The organism is Fibrisoma limi BUZ 3 (assembly GCF_000296815.2).
Lineage (GTDB): Bacteria > Bacteroidota > Bacteroidia > Cytophagales > Spirosomataceae > Fibrisoma > Fibrisoma limi.
On the sequence record NZ_CAIT01000007.1, the window covers coordinates 291,943 to 309,049 of the forward strand.

Annotated in this window: 14 protein-coding genes; 8 read left to right on the top strand and 6 right to left on the bottom strand. The window is 52.6% G+C overall.

The window, feature by feature from the left end:
- Positions 1 to 16: 16 nt before the first annotated feature.
- From BN8_RS17465 to BN8_RS17490, 6 genes are all read left to right on the top strand, one after another.
- Complete coding sequence (locus tag BN8_RS17465) at positions 17 to 1,180, top strand: acyltransferase family protein (RefSeq protein WP_009283239.1); 1,164 nt, start codon at positions 17 to 19, stop codon at positions 1,178 to 1,180.
- 266 nt (positions 1,181 to 1,446) lie between these two features.
- On the top strand, positions 1,447 to 2,208 hold the full coding sequence (locus tag BN8_RS17470; protein WP_009283240.1) for a glycosyltransferase family 2 protein: 762 nt from the start codon (positions 1,447 to 1,449) through the stop codon (positions 2,206 to 2,208).
- Between the two features lie 93 nt (positions 2,209 to 2,301).
- Positions 2,302 to 3,693 carry a protoporphyrinogen/coproporphyrinogen oxidase gene (locus BN8_RS17475; RefSeq protein ID WP_040006208.1) on the top strand — a complete coding sequence of 464 codons (1,392 nt, stop codon included), beginning with the start codon at positions 2,302 to 2,304 and terminating at the stop codon, positions 3,691 to 3,693.
- Between the two features lie 118 nt (positions 3,694 to 3,811).
- Positions 3,812 to 6,514: a YjiK family protein gene (locus BN8_RS17480; protein ID WP_009283242.1), complete on the top strand. Its 2,703-nt coding sequence runs from the start codon at positions 3,812 to 3,814 to the stop codon at positions 6,512 to 6,514.
- A 111-nt stretch (positions 6,515 to 6,625) separates the two neighbouring features.
- Positions 6,626 to 7,630 carry a hypothetical protein gene (locus tag BN8_RS17485; protein ID WP_009283243.1) on the top strand — a complete coding sequence of 335 codons (1,005 nt, stop codon included), beginning with the start codon at positions 6,626 to 6,628 and terminating at the stop codon, positions 7,628 to 7,630.
- A gap of 182 nt (positions 7,631 to 7,812) precedes the next feature.
- Positions 7,813 to 9,249, top strand: coding sequence for a right-handed parallel beta-helix repeat-containing protein (locus BN8_RS17490; RefSeq protein WP_009283244.1), 1,437 nt, complete (start codon positions 7,813 to 7,815; stop codon positions 9,247 to 9,249).
- Positions 9,250 to 9,335: 86 nt separating this feature from the next.
- On the opposite strand, the gene bshB1 is transcribed toward BN8_RS17490, so the two are convergent.
- Positions 9,336 to 10,055, bottom strand: coding sequence for a bacillithiol biosynthesis deacetylase BshB1 (bshB1, locus tag BN8_RS17495; RefSeq protein ID WP_009283245.1), 720 nt, complete (start codon positions 10,053 to 10,055; stop codon positions 9,336 to 9,338).
- Positions 10,056 to 10,282: 227 nt separating this feature from the next.
- On the opposite strand from bshB1, the gene BN8_RS17500 reads away from it, so the two are divergent.
- Positions 10,283 to 11,290 carry a nitrilase-related carbon-nitrogen hydrolase gene (locus tag BN8_RS17500; protein WP_009283246.1) on the top strand — a complete coding sequence of 336 codons (1,008 nt, stop codon included), beginning with the start codon at positions 10,283 to 10,285 and terminating at the stop codon, positions 11,288 to 11,290.
- A gap of 7 nt (positions 11,291 to 11,297) precedes the next feature.
- Here the strand turns inward: BN8_RS17500 and BN8_RS17505 are convergent, their stop codons facing one another.
- Positions 11,298 to 12,440, bottom strand: a complete 1,143-nt coding sequence (locus tag BN8_RS17505) for an AI-2E family transporter (RefSeq protein WP_009283247.1) — start codon at positions 12,438 to 12,440, stop codon at positions 11,298 to 11,300.
- Positions 12,441 to 12,538: 98 nt separating this feature from the next.
- Entirely contained in the window at positions 12,539 to 13,561 is a 1,023-nt protein-coding gene (locus tag BN8_RS17510; protein ID WP_009283248.1) for a S66 peptidase family protein, read from the bottom strand.
- Positions 13,562 to 13,634: 73 nt separating this feature from the next.
- Between BN8_RS17510 and BN8_RS17515 the strand changes: the two genes are divergently transcribed.
- Positions 13,635 to 14,081 (top strand): hypothetical protein, encoded by a 447-nt coding sequence (locus BN8_RS17515; RefSeq protein WP_009283249.1) that lies wholly within the window; start codon positions 13,635 to 13,637, stop codon positions 14,079 to 14,081.
- Here the strand turns inward: BN8_RS17515 and BN8_RS17520 are convergent.
- The 3 genes from BN8_RS17520 to BN8_RS17535 form a co-directional block, all read right to left on the bottom strand.
- Entirely contained in the window at positions 14,059 to 14,907 is an 849-nt protein-coding gene (locus BN8_RS17520) for a hypothetical protein (protein WP_009283250.1), read from the bottom strand. The genes BN8_RS17515 and BN8_RS17520 overlap by 23 nt on opposite strands.
- A gap of 292 nt (positions 14,908 to 15,199) precedes the next feature.
- Positions 15,200 to 15,907 carry an Imm49 family immunity protein gene (locus tag BN8_RS17525; protein ID WP_192579072.1) on the bottom strand — a complete coding sequence of 236 codons (708 nt, stop codon included), beginning with the start codon at positions 15,905 to 15,907 and terminating at the stop codon, positions 15,200 to 15,202.
- Positions 15,908 to 16,825: 918 nt separating this feature from the next.
- Positions 16,826 to 17,107: a hypothetical protein gene (locus BN8_RS17535; protein WP_040006211.1), complete on the bottom strand. Its 282-nt coding sequence runs from the start codon at positions 17,105 to 17,107 to the stop codon at positions 16,826 to 16,828.

Consider the following 17,107-nt stretch of genomic DNA (forward strand, 5'->3'; position numbering starts at 1 on the left):
GCAGCCTGACTGAACAATGATTCGCATGTTGAAAGATACTACCCTACCCTCGACGGCCCGTCCTGTACTGAATCACCTCCAGCAACTGGATGGCATTCGGTTCCTGGCTGTGGGACTGGTGCTGCTCGATCACTGGATGGTAGGCCGCATTGAGGGCGTGGCACTTGGCGCGTTGGGCGTTACTATTTTCTTCGTACTGAGTGGGTTTCTGATTACCCGAATCCTGCTGTCGAGCAAAGACAAGCTTAGCGACCAGCCGGGCGGGGGGCTATCAAAATACCTGAAGACGTTCTACATCCGTCGGACAATCCGCATTTTCCCGGTCTATTACCTGACGTTGTTCGTACTGGCCCTTGTGAACGAGCCGCCCGTCCGCGAAAAATTTGCGTGGCTGGCCCTCTACGCGACTAATATTTACATCGCCATCAACCACACCTGGATGGGCACAGTCGATCACCTATGGTCACTGGCCGTTGAGGAGCAGGTCTATCTGTTTTTTCCCCTGCTGCTGTTTTTCGTACCGCGTCGGCACGTACCTATTACGGCCCTGCTGATGATCGTCGTTAGCGTCGGGCTACGGTATGCCCTCCACCGCGCCCGGTTGCCGTGGTTCATCGGCTATGTATCGATGCCTACCTGTCTGGATTCGTTCGGTCTTGGAGCCCTCATGGCTTTCGGCTGGCTCTACCGCCGGGAGTGGTTCATTCGAGTGTTTCAATCCACTGCCTGGGTATGGATAAGTCTGCTGGGGTTCGTGGCCGTTGTAGTTATGACCAATTACATGGCCGAGCGGTCGCCCTACGGCTACCACAACGTCTGGGCCGACGTATGGGAGCGGCTGGCAGCTTCGCTTTTCGGCTTTTTCCTAATCGGCAAAGCGGTGCTGGGTTATGGTGGACCAATGAAATGGCTGCTGGAAAACTCCGTGAGTCAGTACCTCGGCCGAATCAGTTATGGGCTGTACCTCTACCACAACTTTGTTTTTAATTTTTATCACACACAGCCCACTCATTTCACGGTACGGGCCTGGCGACGGATCACCGATGTGCTGCCGTTTCTGAACAGCGCCTACATATTCCAGTTCTCGTTTTTCCTGGCGCTTACCATTGCTCTCGCAACGGTGTCGTGGTACGTAATTGAGAAACCCATTAATAACCTGAAGGACCGATATTCGTACTAACGAAGCGACTACCGTAGACAAGTAATGAATTAGATGATGCATTCACCGCAGAAGATCAATCCCGGATGGAGCGTACCGCTAACTTTGGCTTCCCGCTAAATAATGTACAATCGCTTTACCATAATAGAGCTTAACAATTCCCTATATTTGCAGCGTTTATTAGTTAAGTACTAACAAACATAGCTGCTTTTATAACAGCTTTTCAGATCGACGATCCGGCACAATGCCCCTTCATTGGTCTGTTTCCCAACCGACAAAAACGCTGCATGAGCCTCCTGCTGTCAATTGTAATGCCGGCTTACAACGAAGAAGAAGTAATTGAACACGTTGTGAAGCAATGGACCGACCTGCTGACCCGTCAGTTTCCGACCGACAATACCCGCCTGATCGTGGTTAATGACGGCTCCCGCGACCGCACTGGCGAAATCCTGGACCAGATTAAAGAACGCTACCCTAAACTGGTGGTCGTTCACCAGCCTAACGGAGGACACGGCAATGCCGTCGTAAACGGCTATCGGCAGGCTGTTGCTCTTGATTCGGAATACGTATTTCAGACCGACAGCGACGATCAGTTTATCACCGACGACTTCCAGAAGCTCTGGGCCAAGCGGAATGAGTCGCCGTTTATTCTGGGCTATCGCGAAGAGCGGTACGATGCGCCCGCCCGCCTGGTGATTACGCGGATTCTGCGGTTAAGCATCGCGACCATTTACGGGACGTATATTAAAGACAGCAACATTCCGTTCCGGTTGATCCGGGGCAGTTTCCTGCGCCGTCTGCTGGCTCAGCTACCCGAGCCAACCCCCTTTGCACCGAATATTTTTTTGGCGGTTATGTCGAAGAAAGCCGGATATAGTACCTTCGATATACCCATTACGCACAAAGAGCGGCAGACCGGTACTGTGTCCATTCTGAAATGGAAGCTGCTGAAAGTGTGTATGCAAAGCTTCAAGGAATTAGCCCAGTTCCGCCTTGATTTGGGAAGTAAAGTAAAGGCTCTGAAAAAACCCGAGCCGGTAACCGTGTAAATAGTTTACGGTTTTCGGTCGATGGATTCCAGTCATTGCTTGTTGGCGAGACTGCAACCCGTAACCTCTAATCCGTACTCAGTAAACTCAACAATGAACTATAAGTACGTAATCATCGGCTCCGGCCCAACGGGTTTGGGGGCCGCCTATCGCCTGAAAGAGTTAGGCATCACCGATTTCATCGTTCTTGAAAAAGAGAACCGTATTGGTGGGCTTTCTAAAAGCTTCGTTGACGAAAAGGGGTTCACCTGGGACGTGGGCGGCCACGTTCAGTTTTCCCACTACAAATACTTCGACGACCTGATGGTCAAAGCGCTGGGCGAAGATGGCTGGCTCAGCCACCAGCGCGAATCGTGGGTATGGATTGAGGGGCGGTTTGTTCCCTACCCTTTCCAGAACAACATCAAGTACCTCAAGCCCGAAACGATGTGGAAATGCCTGGAAGGGATTATCCACAACTATAAATTCCCGACGAATACAAAGCCGGCGAACTTCCGCGAGTGGATTCTGGCTACGTTTGGGCCGGGCCTGGCTGAAACGTTCATGTTCCCCTACAACTACAAGGTATGGGCCTACCCCCCGGAAGATATGAACGCCGTATGGGTTGGTGAACGCGTGGCCGTAACGGACCTGCAGCGGGTTACGAAAAACATCATCTTCAACCAGGACGATTTTTCGTGGGGACCGAACAGCACGTTCAAGTTTCCCAAACACGGCGGTACGGGTGGTATCTGGGAAGCAGTCGGTAATCTGATCGGGCGCGACTACATCAAGCTGAACTGCACGGTTGAGAAGGTAGTCGGGGCGGATAAGAAAATCGTGCTGGCCAACGGCGAAACAATCCAGTACGAATACCTGATGAGTACCATGCCGCTTGACATTTTCACCCGCAAGGTGGAAGGGCTTGACCCGCAAACAGTCGAAACGGCGCAGGGACTCAAGCACTCATCGACCAACGTAGTCGGGATTGGCCTGAAAGGCAAACCGAAAGAGAGTCTGAAAACGATGTGCTGGATGTACTTCCCGGAATACAACAGCCCCTATTACCGCGTCACGGTATTCTCGAACTACAGCCCCAACAACGTACCGGATATCAACCAGTACTGGTCCCTGATGACCGAAACAAGTGAGTCGTCGGCCAAGCCAGTCGACCGCGAAACGCTGATTCAGGACACGATCCGGGCCCTGAAAGAAGACCAGCTGATCGAGTCGGAAGACGACGTAGTGTCGACCTGGCACATGGCCTTCGATTATGGCTACCCGACACCGTCGGTAGAGCGGGACGGTATTCTGAAAGCCGTTCTGCCCAAACTGGAGCCTTTCGGTATCTATTCGCGCGGTCGTTTTGGCGCCTGGAAGTACGAAGTAAGTAATCAGGATCACTCGCTGATGCAGGGCGTTGAATGGGCCAATCGTGTAGCGGCCAACGTTCCCGAACTAACACTCTTCTTCCCCGACACAGCCAACGCCATGTGGGGTAAATAAGCTTGTCCGTCTAAAAGTCGGTAAGTTAGTAAGAAGCCAACGCCTGTGTTACCTTTGCGTTAGGCTGCCGGGTGCACCAAGGCACCTGCTTACTACCTTACCGACTTATTGATTGTCTATGGATAAACGTATCTGGATTGGCGTTGGCCTTGTGGCGGTGCTCGGGTGGCTGGGCTATCGACTGGCCGACTCGTCCGGGCGTACGCTCAAGGCGCTCGTACCACCGGATGCGTTGCTGATCTTAGCCAGCGAACGCCTGCAGGATACGGTTTCCGAACAGGCTCTGCGAACGCAGGTTTCCCTACGACAGATCCCCGTGTTTGACGAAGCCTCCGTACGGCTCGAACGGTTCCTGTATGCAGCCGGCGATACGGCCTCCGTCCGTCGGTTTGTCACGGGCAAGAACATCCGGTATTCTCTCCATCCGGCTTCCAAAAACGCCCTTGATTATATTTTCTATATCCCGACGGAAGCCGACGACCAGACGTTTCTGAATCAACTGACCAATCCTAATCCCCGGCAATATCGCGTGCTGAGCCACACATTTGCCGGCGAACGGATCTATGACCTGCAATCGTTGACGAACGAATCGGTCGGCTCGTTTCTGCTGACGAAGGACTATCTGGTAGGTAGTACGTCCGGCGTACTGATTGAGAACGTAGCCAGGGGAATGCGCCAGTTGACAAAGCTCCCTTACACGGGAGAGGCCTTCGACGTGGATACTGACCAACTCGGCCGGTTATCCATTCGGCCCGACATCCTGCAATCGTTACTCGGCAAAGCGGGGTCCGTGGTGCGGGTGTTCTTACCCGAAGAACTGACGCTGCAGTTTCGGCCGGCTGCGTCGCGGTCGCATCTGATTGGCTACGCTTCCGACGAAATCGGGAATCGACGCGACGTAGCAAACCTGTTTGAGGGCCAAACTCCAATGCGCATTCAAAGCGTCGGCCTGATTCCGCAAACTACCGCGACGCTGTACCACATCGGCGTTAGTGATCCGGTCAGATTTGGCCGCAGTCTGAGTAATCTGCTGAGTTCGGCCTCCAGCGATTTTCTGCGCGATCGATTCAACCGCATCAAACCCGCCACGGAAGCGCTGTACCAATCCCTCGGTACGGATTTATTGCTTTGCCGGCTCGAATCTTCCAACAACGTATACCGGCAGCTTCTTATCCTGAAAGGGCGGGACGTGAAACAATTGTCCAACGCTTACCAGCAAGCTGCTTATCTGGCCGGTGCGTCGGCATCGCCCCCCCTTAAAACGTACTTGGGGCATAAAGTGCTGCTGCTGAACATTCCTGAACTACCTGCATCGCTGTTCAGCAGCCTGTTCACGGGTTTCCGGCAAAGCTGGATCACGCAACACGGGTCGTATCTGGTTGTAGCCAACAGTGAGGATGTCATGCAGGAATACCTGCAACAATTGACACGGGGAACCGTCTGGTCGGCGGATAAACGGCAGGTTGAACTGCTGGGACAAACACTACGTCCCGCCAACTTCACAGCTTTTGTCCGGTTGCAGCGTACGCAGACATCGCTGACCAGCACCTGGCCGGCGGCCTGGCAAAATCTTCTGGAGCCGGATGAACGCACGCCGGCCATCACAGATCTTGAAAATATTGCCTACCAGGCCAGTTACGGCAACGAAAAAATTCTTTCAACGCTGGTGCTGGGTCGCACTACCCGCCGGGCCAGCCAGGCTGTACTGAACCGGGTACTGTTGCAAAAACGCCGGGAACTGGACGCTCCGCTCACGTCGGGCCCGGTCACGATTGGTAGTTTAAGCGACGAGATGTTGCAGTACTACGCACCCATTGACGGGCAGTTGGTACAAGTTGTAGCCGATGAAACCTTTGTCAGCCCCGGCCTTGACGGTCCGATTCGCAGCAACACGCTGGCAGTCGATTTTCTGGATAACGGTCGGTTGCAATACCTGTTCATGACTGATCGGACACTGTACGTCACTGATCCGGGGCAGGCCCGGCCCGGTCTGGCCCGTAAACCCAACAAGCCGCTGGCTATTCGCTTACCGGATGGTCTGGATGTGTCTTACCTGGCCCGACCACGGGGCACTCAGCAACGTAATCTGGTGGCCCTGGCGGCTCACCAGGACGGTCACATCTACGCCCTCGACCGACGGAGCCGAACATTCGTGCGGTTGCTGACAGCCCCTCATAAAGGTCCCATTCAATTGCCCTTCCAGGTTATTACGGCCCCCACCGGTATGGAGGTGCTGGCGCTGCAAGCCGATGGAACGCTGAACCGCTGGCGGGAAAATGGTAGTCAACTTCCGCAGTATCCCGCCAGGCTGGGCAGTTCGGACGCCGAGTTTACGTTTGTTGGGCCTGCCCTGCTCCCACCTACCCGCTCCGAGATTCAGACCATCACGGAAGACGGTCAATTACTGCGACTCAACGCATCGGGACTGATTGCGGCCCGAAGCCAGTTATACCGTCCGTTACGAAGCGGATCGTTCCGGCTTTTTCCGGACGAAGCGCTGACCAACTGGCTCTTACTGCGCACGACTGACACTGAAGTGGCGGTACTGGACCAGCAGGGCAACGAACGCTTTCAGGTGCGGGCCCTGCAGTCGGGGCGCAATAACGTTCGCTACCATCGATTAGGAGCGGGCGTGGAATTGATCACCGTGAAATCCGGTAACTTTACAACCCTGTACGACCTGAATGGCCGCGCCATCGGCGATCGGCCTATTCCGTCCGATTTTCCGGTGACCCTGCAGTTCGACGAGCGTACCAATGAACTATACATATTAAGCGGAGTACAGAAAACAGTCGAATTATTCAGTATCCGGCTGCGGTGAGACAGTTTTCGATTTTTGAATACGTGCACCCGAGTCAGCATACCGGAGCGCCGGCCGCCAAAGACTGATAACCTTAGACCGAAAAGCTCAAAGCTACCCGCCCCATTTTATATGTCACGTTTTATCCGTTATACAATTATTCTGTTTGTCCTGGTGCTATGGCTGGGCGGTCTGTCATCCACGATTTCTCACTGGCTCTACGAAACCGGCGTTATCGTCGACGATTACCGATACGGCGATTTATATCGGCTTTCAAACCTTCCCCAGTTTAAGGACAAGCAGCCCGAATGCCCACCGTCAAACCGGTCCAGTGATACCGCCCGCACGCACCTGTATATCATTGGCGACAGCTTCTCGGAACCGCAGCGCGTAAACAAGCAGGATTTTCGGGTGAGTCATTTCCAGCGCGTTCAGTGGGACCACCTGCAAGCTGCCCAACTGAATCCAAACAAACGGAATGTGTTGCTGATCGAGTCCGTTGAACGGCATTTCCGGGAGCACTTTGCTCGGCCCGTTGCCGAACTGGTGGTACAGCAGGACACCACCCAGGCGGCTAAACCGAAACTATCGTGGCGTCGGCGCATTGGTGATGACATTCACCTCAGCGACATTGAGGAACGGCTCGAATCAGCTCTGTTCAGCCACGACTTGTTTTTCTGGTTCAAAGAGCTGAAAGCCTCCCTGACGTATCGATTGTTCGACCGGTCCTCGCCGGCGGTAAGCCTGTCTACTGATCATGAGCACGTCCTGCTCAACATGGATACTGACACGACCAAACGGCTTAATTCGTCATTTTCTACCTTAACGGACCTGGAGGTTGCCACCTTGGTCGACAGCGTTAATTCGGTAGCTGAGCGGTACAAGCGATTAGGCTTCGATGAAGTGTATATCTCCATTATTCCCAACAAAACGACCATTCTTGATCCAAACCGGGGGGAGTATAATCACCTGATCGAGCGGATTCAGCAACATCCCGCACTACGGGTTAGCGTAATTGATACGTACCGCGTATATAAGCAAACGCAACAACGGGTTTACCTGGTTGGCGACTCTCACTGGAACTGCACCGGCCGAGCGTTGTGGCTTAACCAGGTTCGCCAAAAGTTAGGCATTTAGCCCAGCTTTTATTGTAACCATAAATTCTATAAACAAAATATATTATACTAATAAGTTTAATTTTATTTAATAAGTTAAACTTATTCTTATTTTTATTAAATTATATTACTTTATCGTCATGAATACTTATGTTAGTTTAGGCCCACAATTCGATTGTGTTAACCCACTATATCTACGTATTCATGCATTTTTCATTTCGTCAACTGGCGTGGCTTGCGGTCGCGTCGGGTGTTCTGTATGGCTGTTCCCAGTCAGCCCTTCAGCTTTCGACTGATATTCAGCCTAAAAGCGAAGCTAACCTACGTACCGCCAGTACCGGTACCATTCTGAATGTACAGACCGGTAAAACCTACACTGATCTACAGACCGCCTTTAATGAATTGCCGGCCACTTTCACACAGAGTTATGAACTGCAACTCAGTGGTACGTTCATTACTAAATCCGTTACGCTTCGCAGCAAAAACATGGGCAGCTTTTCGCTGGCGCTACGGGGCGTTGACGGGCAGGCAGTGCTTGACGCCGGACAGTCCGAGTCTGCCGTAGTATTCAACGGTACCAGTCCGGCCAACATCCGGAATATCACCCTCGAAAATCTGGTTATCACGAATTATAGCCTGACATCCGGCAATACGGCCGGCGTCCGTTTTTTCACGATTAAGGGCCAGAATCTATTGAAAAACGTTCGGTTCACCGGGGGGTACGTAGCGATGCGCGCTACGGTCCAGTGCGAGGACATCACCCTCGAAGATGTTCAGATGGAAGGTATTCGCTATGGTGGTCCTCGCTTCGGACAGGCTCCTGATGACGTAGGGAACGTAGTACTCCGGCGGCTGAAAACATCGCTCGATCAGAGTCCGCAGAACCTCGCTGGCGTTGATAACGTCTGCCAGTTGAAAGGTTTCAAATCACTGTTGATTGAGGATTGTGAATTCGATGGGGCTACCAAAACCATTGTGGATTTGTACGAGATGTCGAACATCACGATCCGGCGCAATAAATTTATTCGTTCCGGCAGCAACAACCTCTACGGCATCGGCATCCAGTTGCTGCCAGCCAGCGGCAGTACCTGCCGGAACGTAGTGATTGAAAACAATCTGTTCGATAACCCCCTGGGAACCGCCATTTACCTGCGGGGTGCCGATGTGAAAATTAACAACAACACCTTCATCGAAGGGGGCACAACCCGGCCCCTTATCTCGCTGGAAGCCAGTTCGGGTAATATCGAACTGGTCAATAATATTTACCTGGGCAAGAGCAGCACTAATCCGATCATCAATTTGTATCAGGTCAATGCGCAGAGCTTTGTCAGCAATAATAACCTGTACTTCAAGCCCGCCGGTAACAACCGTAACTTGATTAAAGGCGCCAATAACGGCAAAGACCTGACCAGCACTACGCTGGCCCAGCTTCAAAGCAAAGGGCTCGACCGCGACGGTCTACAGGCCCAGCCGCTGTTTATCGGCAGCACCGACCCAGGCCGCCCGGCATATATGCTCACGGCCGGCTCACCCGGTCGGAATGCGGCAGACGCCACTCGTTGCCCAGCTATGGACCTGGCCAATCAGCCGATCACGGTAGCTCCCCCCGACATGGGCGCTTACGATTACGACTCATTCTAACGGAACAACGGGTTTGTCAATCAGGCAATGACCACTGCCTGATTGACAAACCCGTATATTATAGACTCGTTTACACCAACGTCTGTTCAGCACAGGGCGAACAGATCCGTTACGCCAATCATTCGCTTACTGATAAAGCCCTCGCCGTACTGAACGCCAATCATGTGGCCGTGATCTTCGGACCGGGCGCGTAAGAAATCGAAGAACACTTTGCTGGAAATGTAACTCTCCGGCTCGGTGCTTTCGGGATTATAAAACTGGCTTTTATAGGCCATAATAGCGGCCATTTTACCTTCCCAATAAGGCGTTATGTCAACCACAAAATCCGGCTGCAGGAATCGGTCCTGGATAAAATTATACACATAATTCGGGCGCCATGCATCTTGAGCCCGTCCATCCTTACCGACGGTTTTAATCTGCCGCAGCCCCGAATAAAAGCAGGCGTCGTTCACCAACTGAGCCGCCCGACCGTGGTCAGGATGGCGGTCATCGGGGGTATTCGTCAGGACAATGGTTGGCTGAAAATGCCGGATCACGGCAATGAGTGCCATCTGATGTTCCTCATCGTTGCGGAAGAAGCCGTCGCGGAACCCCATGTTTTCGCGGGCTACCAGCTTCATCAGCCGGCTTCCCTCGGCGGACTCCTGCAAACGAATCTCGGGCGTGCCCCGGGTACCAAGTTCTCCACGGGTCAGATCAACTCCGGCTACTGTTTTACCCTGAGCCACCAACGACAGTATCGTTCCGGAACAGGTCATTTCAATATCGTCGGGGTGGGCACCAATAGCCAGTACGTCAACTTTCATGCGTAAAAATAGTCTGAGTGTTTACGGGACAAACATACAACCGAAGTGATACTTGCCGTATCAAGAACCCAATCATCAACCCGTCCGTTACCGTGAAGCGTAAAAAAAATCTTAATGAAACCAAACCGGAGCTTCGTCGTCTGAACGTTTGTAGTTCGCCTTCATCTGTTGTTACATTTGGCGGCCCAATTTGACAAAGAAACCCACGTTCACTTATCAAACCCCGAATGTCTTACAAAGCCCTTGCCCTCCAGCTCACCTGTCGGTCTGTTAATCATTGTCAAACACGCGACGAAGCCGAAGCGCTGATGTTGTCCAGCCTGGATCGAATTGAGCAGCAAATTGCGGCTTCTATCAGCTACGTTGGCCGCGATACCCTCCTGGTCGTGGTTCCCGAACACTTTTTAACGGGCTTTCCGATTGATGAAAGCGTGGACGTCTGGCGCGAAAAAGCAGCCCTGGAAATGGATGGGCGCGTATACGAAGCCATCAGCGCCATGGTCCAGCGCCAGCAAATCTACTTTGCCGGAAACGCCTACGAAATCGATCCGTATTTCCCGGAGCTGTATTTCCAGACCAGTTTCATTATTGGTCCCAACGGCGATATGCTGTTGCGCTACCGTCGGCTCAATTCCATGTACAGCCCTACCCCGCATGATGTGTGGGAACTATACCTCGATGCGTACGGGTATGAGTCGCTTTTTCCCGTCGCCAGAACGAACATCGGTAATCTGGCCTGCATAGCCTCTGAAGACATTCTGTTCCCCGAACTTGCCCGCTGCCTGACCATCCGTGGAGCCGAGGTGCTGCTACATTCTACCTCAGAGACGGGTAGTCCGCTGCTGACTCAGAAAAACATAGCCAAACAGGCCCGGGCCATCGAGAATATGGCGTACGTAGTGTCGGCCAACACGGCTGGCGTTACCGGTATTACGCTCCCGGGAAACTCAGCCGATAGCGGCTCGAAGGTAATCGATCCCAAGGGCATGGTGCTGGCCGAGGCAGGTTACGGCGAGAGCCTGGTAGCCAATGCCGACATTGACCTCGCAGCTCTCCGCGAATTCCGCCAGCGTCCGGCTCCGGGTAACCTGATGGCCCGTCAACGGTTTGAGTTATACGCCGAAAGTTATACGAAGAACAGCGTTTATCCCCCCAGTACGTTGCTGAGCCAGCCCGCCGAGCGCCAGCATTTTGTCCGGACGCAGCAGGAGGTAATCAAAAAGCTGTACAGCTAACCTACGATCATGACGGCACCTGGCCTTCCGGGTGCCCATTTTCAACAATCAACCGCTTACGCCGGCGGGGCGGCAACCGGAACAGATTTCGACCGGCTTCTTCGGGAGTCTGGTCGCCAAGCAGAATACCCCACGGCTGCAGGCTTTCGACCCGGTCGAAGATGACCTTCAGGATGGCAATGGCCGGAATGGACAGAAACATGCCTGACACTCCCGCCAACGCCCCACCGATCAACACACCAACGATCGATACGAGGGCGTTGACCCGTACTTTCGAGGCAACCACCAGCGGGACCAGTACGTTGTTATCAATGAACTGCACCAGCAGGTAGATGCCCACAATCCCCACCGACATGGTCAGATCGGGCTGATTACCGAACGAAACCAGCACCGTCAGGGCCGTTGCAACCAATCCTCCTATGTACGGGATCAGGTTCAGGATTGCCCCGATCACGCCCAGCAGCACGGCGTACTGTACGCCGAGCAGTAATAGCCCTACGGAATTCAACACGGCAACCAGCACCGTTTCAATCAGCAAACCCACCATGTAGCTCTGCACTACGGCTTTGATCTCAAACAGCACTTCACGAACCCGCACCATGTGTTTGTCCGGGAAAAGCGTCACGACGAACAGCAGCAACATAGGCCGGTAATACATGAGCAGAAACACGTAGATGGGTAGCAGGGTCAGCGTTCCCAGCGGACCGGCCACTACGCCAATGGTATCCGTTGCCTGAAGATTGCCGAGGGTTTCGCTCTGTGCCTGTTTAAGGTATTTTTCCTGATCCCGGTAGCTCACGTTATACTCACTGCGGACCCACCGCCGGGCCTGATTATACACATTATTCAGGTTATCGCGGAGCTTGGGCAGGTCATCAGTGAAGTCCGAGAATTGCATCGAAAGCACCACCGTCAGGCCAGCCAGCAAAACAATGGCCAGCAGTAATGACAGACTGATAGCGATTACTTTGTGCATACCGAGCCGGGTGAGTCGCTGCTCGACCGGACGCAGCAACACCGCAATTAACCCTGCCATGGCGAGCGGCACCAGGATATCCTGACCCAGGTAAATGGCCGCTGCAATGATCGCCAGCGATAGCAGCGAGTGCGAAAACTTATGGTAGTGAGGACGAGAAATGTCGGGTAACATACGTTTATGTGAGTTGAGTGTACTGAACTGAGTATTCTCGTAAAACTACCAGAAAAGCCGTCGGGCGCTGTTCCTACTCAAAATCTATTATCTGACCATCATCGAACCGCACTTTCGAGCAATTGAATCGTTCCGGCATCAGCGTCGATCTCTGCGTCAACACCCACCGGCACGGTAAACTTGTCGGCCAGGTGCCCAATCATCGCTCCCGCATACGCCGGCACCGCCAGCGACCCAAACTGTTCAATCAGTACGTCTTCCAGGGTGAGCGAGCCGTAGCCGCCACTACCGGGTTCGCATTTGGTGCATTTCCCGAACACAAACCCAGCGATCTGATCCAGTATGCCCGCCAGCCGGAGTTGCGTCAGCATCCGATCCATGCGATACACGTCTTCGCCCACATCTTCCACAAACAGAATCTTGCCGGTCCAATCAGGCAGGTAGGAAGACCCGATCAGGTGGCTCAATACGGTCAGGTTGCCGCCGATGAGTCGTCCGCGGGCCTTTCCCGATTTCAGGGTCGTTACGCGGTCTTTCGTCTGACTCAGCGTGTCTTCTTTTTTAACGGGGTTACGGAACGTAACGGCTTCGCCCGCCATCAGCACACGTTTGAACCAGTCCACAGTATAGGCATTCCAGGTGGCTGCCCCTTCCGGACCATGCATGGTAATCAGTCCGGTTTTGGCGTTGATGCCCAGTAACAGGGCCGTGATGTCGCTGTAGCCGATCAGGATTTTTGGATTCCGGCGGATCAGGTCGTAGTTGAGCAGGGGCAGAAGCCGGGCGCAACCCCAGCCGCCGTGCATCGCCATGATCATACTGACCGACGTATCGGCGAACATGGCGTTGATGTCAGCCGCCCGGTCGGCGTCGCGTCCGGCGAGGTAGCCGTAGCGGTCGTAGAAATGCGGACTAAGCTTCGTTTTCAGGCCCAGCGCCTGCAAGGATTCGATGGTGATCTGCACCGATTCGCGGCTGTAGGCCGGTGCAGCCGGACACACCAGCCCAACGGTGTCGCCGGGCTTAAGCCGGGGTGGCTTCAGGACAACAGATTCAATACGGGTAAACGACAGGAACGGAGCCAGCGCAGCAGCTTGTAGAAACGATCGGCGGGAGGGCATATTTTTACGGTTACTTACAACGAAGTCAAGACAAGCAGGGTCAGTAGACTATACGTAATTGACCAGACAAGTTATGAAAAGGCTGTTTACCTATCCGTTCCTTCTACTTTTTCTTTTAGGCTGCCAGGGCGATCTGGATTTATTTAAGAAGCAACCTATATCGGAGTGCGTCGGCCAAAGTACGTATTACATTGCTAATCAGAGCGACTCCCCCCTGTCCGTTCGGTTCGTGACCACACGTCAACTGGGTAGCAAGACCGACTCGACGTACCGTGTTCAAAGCCGGGGAACGGTCAAGATTGCGGAAGACGCCATGTTTGGCTACATCCCCAAGCCGACCGATACGTTCTCATCGCTAACTCTGTCCGGTCAACGCAACGGTGGGCAGGCCGTGACCTACAGCCAGAATCCAGTGAGCAACACCGGCTGGATAAAGCAGAAAAAGAACGCTACCGATCCGGATTTTGGCTGCTACTCCGTTAGCTACACCCTGACGATTACGAATGAAGATCTGAAGTAGTCATGGCCGGATTTGCAGACGGCAGCACCCAGCCCGGCAAAACGGCCCCGTTTTCTTGATCGATCGGCACCAGCATGGAGCGGGGGAAAATCACGTCGGCGGCAATGCCTAACCCGGCTAGTGTCTCGCAACTAACGGTGGCGTAGGTCTGCTTAGCGATATCCGGTGTCTGGAAGCGGCTCAGACCACCCTTGAAGCGGAGGGTCATGTTGCCCAGGGGTTGGATAAAATCACCCAGCAGCACCAGTTGAAAGTCTTCTTTCAGGCCGCCGTCGCGGGAGAAGACTACGTTGTCGGCCCCGAAAAACAGTTCCCGCTCCTTGATGCTGGAATTGGGATCGGGGGAGGGAATCCGGAGCCGGACAAACACCGTCAGCAGCGCCCGGTCGTGCAGGAAGGTGGCTTTTAGGATGCCCAGTTCCAGCGAACCATTGCCATCGGCGAGTGATTTCTTCATGCCTACGGGCAAGACCGTCAGGTCTTGTACCTGCAAGCTTTCGACGTAGTTGTTGCGGCTGTCGAGAAAGCTGAACAAGCCGGCGGCCGTATCGCGTTCGGCCTGGGCGGCTGCGCTGACGGTGGCTCCGTAGGCCAGGGCTTCAGCCTGCAGGTAGGCGGTGCGGGCGGCCTGCCGGGCCTTGGTTTCGAGAATGCTGGTGAGCAGGGCCGGTGCCAGACTGGTCGGGCCGCTGCCCCAGGTGGGGCGCGCCGATGGGGTGGGCAACTCCTCACCCGCGGATGGCTTGGCCACGGCTACCGACAAGGCAACCACCCACAGCCAGAGGGTGCGGCACAGGGTAGAAAACGGGGTACAGATAGGGTTCATACAATAGTACAAGCAACAGGTAGGGTAGCCACCCAGTTTTGGGCGGTTGAATTGAGTCAGGAAATGGGCTATTAGGCGAGGTTCACAAGGAGAAATTGAGCTTTTAAGTTCTTAGATTGCTAACTCTGTTCACGAGAAGGGCGACTCACTGTTCTACCAAATTCCGGCTAGAATCGGGCCACCGATTAGTAGCCGAGGTAACAGATGTTTGACAACGGGTTAAGTACCATAAATAAGAATCATTTCACGATAAGATTAAAATAGGTGTAGCATTACTTACTCAGCGAGTGACTCAAGTATCCTGCAGAAGCAGATTAATTCTGGAAAAATTACCTTCAATCAGCCATTGCGGAATGTAAGACGACTCGAGGTTTTTTAACCGCAACCCTCGGTCATAACCAAAGGCGCAGGCAGCCGCGATAGGCAATGACAGATACCCCTGCCCCCACAAACTACGATCTTGTTCTTCCTGGTTTTCGTCAACCCAAACTTTGGTGTAGTACACCTTCCACTTCTCTAATGCCAGCCGGACGGCATCCTCAAACCCCAACTGGTTGTTTTCCCAAATCTGATAGTAGATGTTAATCACTGGTAGGGACACGTATTCGGCGTACTCTTTGCGGTCTTCGAAGATGATTCTCCACACCCACTCCTGATTGAAGCCCTCTTTGGTGACGTATCGGTTGTAGGTATCCCATTCGAACAATTCTTTGAGCGCATAAAACGCAGCCTGTGCTTCTTTAGGCGAATCGTTCCCCTTGGCAATGAGTTGGTAAAACGCCATTGTGGTCTCAACCAGTAGATCCTCCTGATTAGCCTGCTCGGTAAAGCTGACAGGAATCTGGGCATAGAAGTCTAGGCCCTCTCTATCCCGCAGGAGTAGAGCAATCTGAATGCCTTCAGTTACCTCTGAAGAACTAATGCGGTAATTATTAAACTTTCCTGTTACCTTAATCTGGCGATCAACCAACGTCAGAGTGACGGGTTTGCCATCGTTCATGGTATATCGAAACCAGGCTTGCCGGAGTTGATTCAGATAATATAAGAAGCTGTTGGTTTCTTCTTTGCCATTATATAGCCAAAACAGTCTAAAAAAATTGGATAATTGCTCAACAACACCTGATAGACTGTATTCAGGAAATTCATCTCTAAGACTCTTCAATTTATTAATTGACCAATCTAGGTGGGTATTTTTGTAGTAGGAGAACATCTCTTCCTTTTTCCCGGGAACTTTCAACCAAGAACTTGGTACATGACTTCCATTGTCTACTTTCATAGTTCTCTTCAGCGTTTCGGGATAACTTTAGTTGCTAACTGAGTTGGTTTTAAGTTTCCGGCAAGGTCAAAGTCTTGACGTAACACCTAGGAAGTTAATTTGCCTGAATCAAGAGCATCAATCAATTGTACTAAATCGAGTGTTGGTGGATATAACTTGACTTGCAAGTTAGCAACTATACTACGAATGTACTCTTCTGTACCCTGTTGTGGATATGTGCCATTAGCCCCTCTTCTTCCCTTAAGTGGACTGCTACCTCCTTTAGACTCGACAATATACCACTCCCCTGTGCTTGTCTTATAAACTCTGTCAAAGTCACCCACGCCACCCAAATCAAGAGTAGGTACCTTCGTGGCCCGAAGCTGAACTTCAAATAATTATCTGCGACACGTTCAGCAATCTGCTCGCTTTGGTCACGTATTTGTTTGGCAGTGGCTTTCATTTTGTCGTCAAAATCAGTGGTATTCTAGGATTTTAAGTACGCATAATCCTCGCGCGCCTACTTATGTATGTTCAACCAGTTTTTAATCGTTGCATCTTCAAGATTGACAGTAAGATTGGTCAATTTTAGCTTTGCGGGATAGGCGTTTCATAGGGTCGCGAAATTCTTCTGAGGCTTCTAACTTTTCAAATATTATTATATCAATTGTCAGAGTCTACATCAGGCGGATGGTCTGCCGACTGAATTTCAGAGGTCTCTGAAACATCCTGTTGGGCTTGCTCAACAGTGGTATCATCCGGTACGTTGGAAAACGATGCCATAATTTCGGAATGCACGCGTTCACCAAGTCTCCTAGCCGCTTCATCTAAAAGCTGCTGGTCTTCGGGGGACATCTGGTTATAATCATCCCGAGCTTCTTTCAAAATTCTCCTCATATAGCTGCCAAAATCCTCGTTCGGTTTTTGCTCGTAGTTCACGCTCAT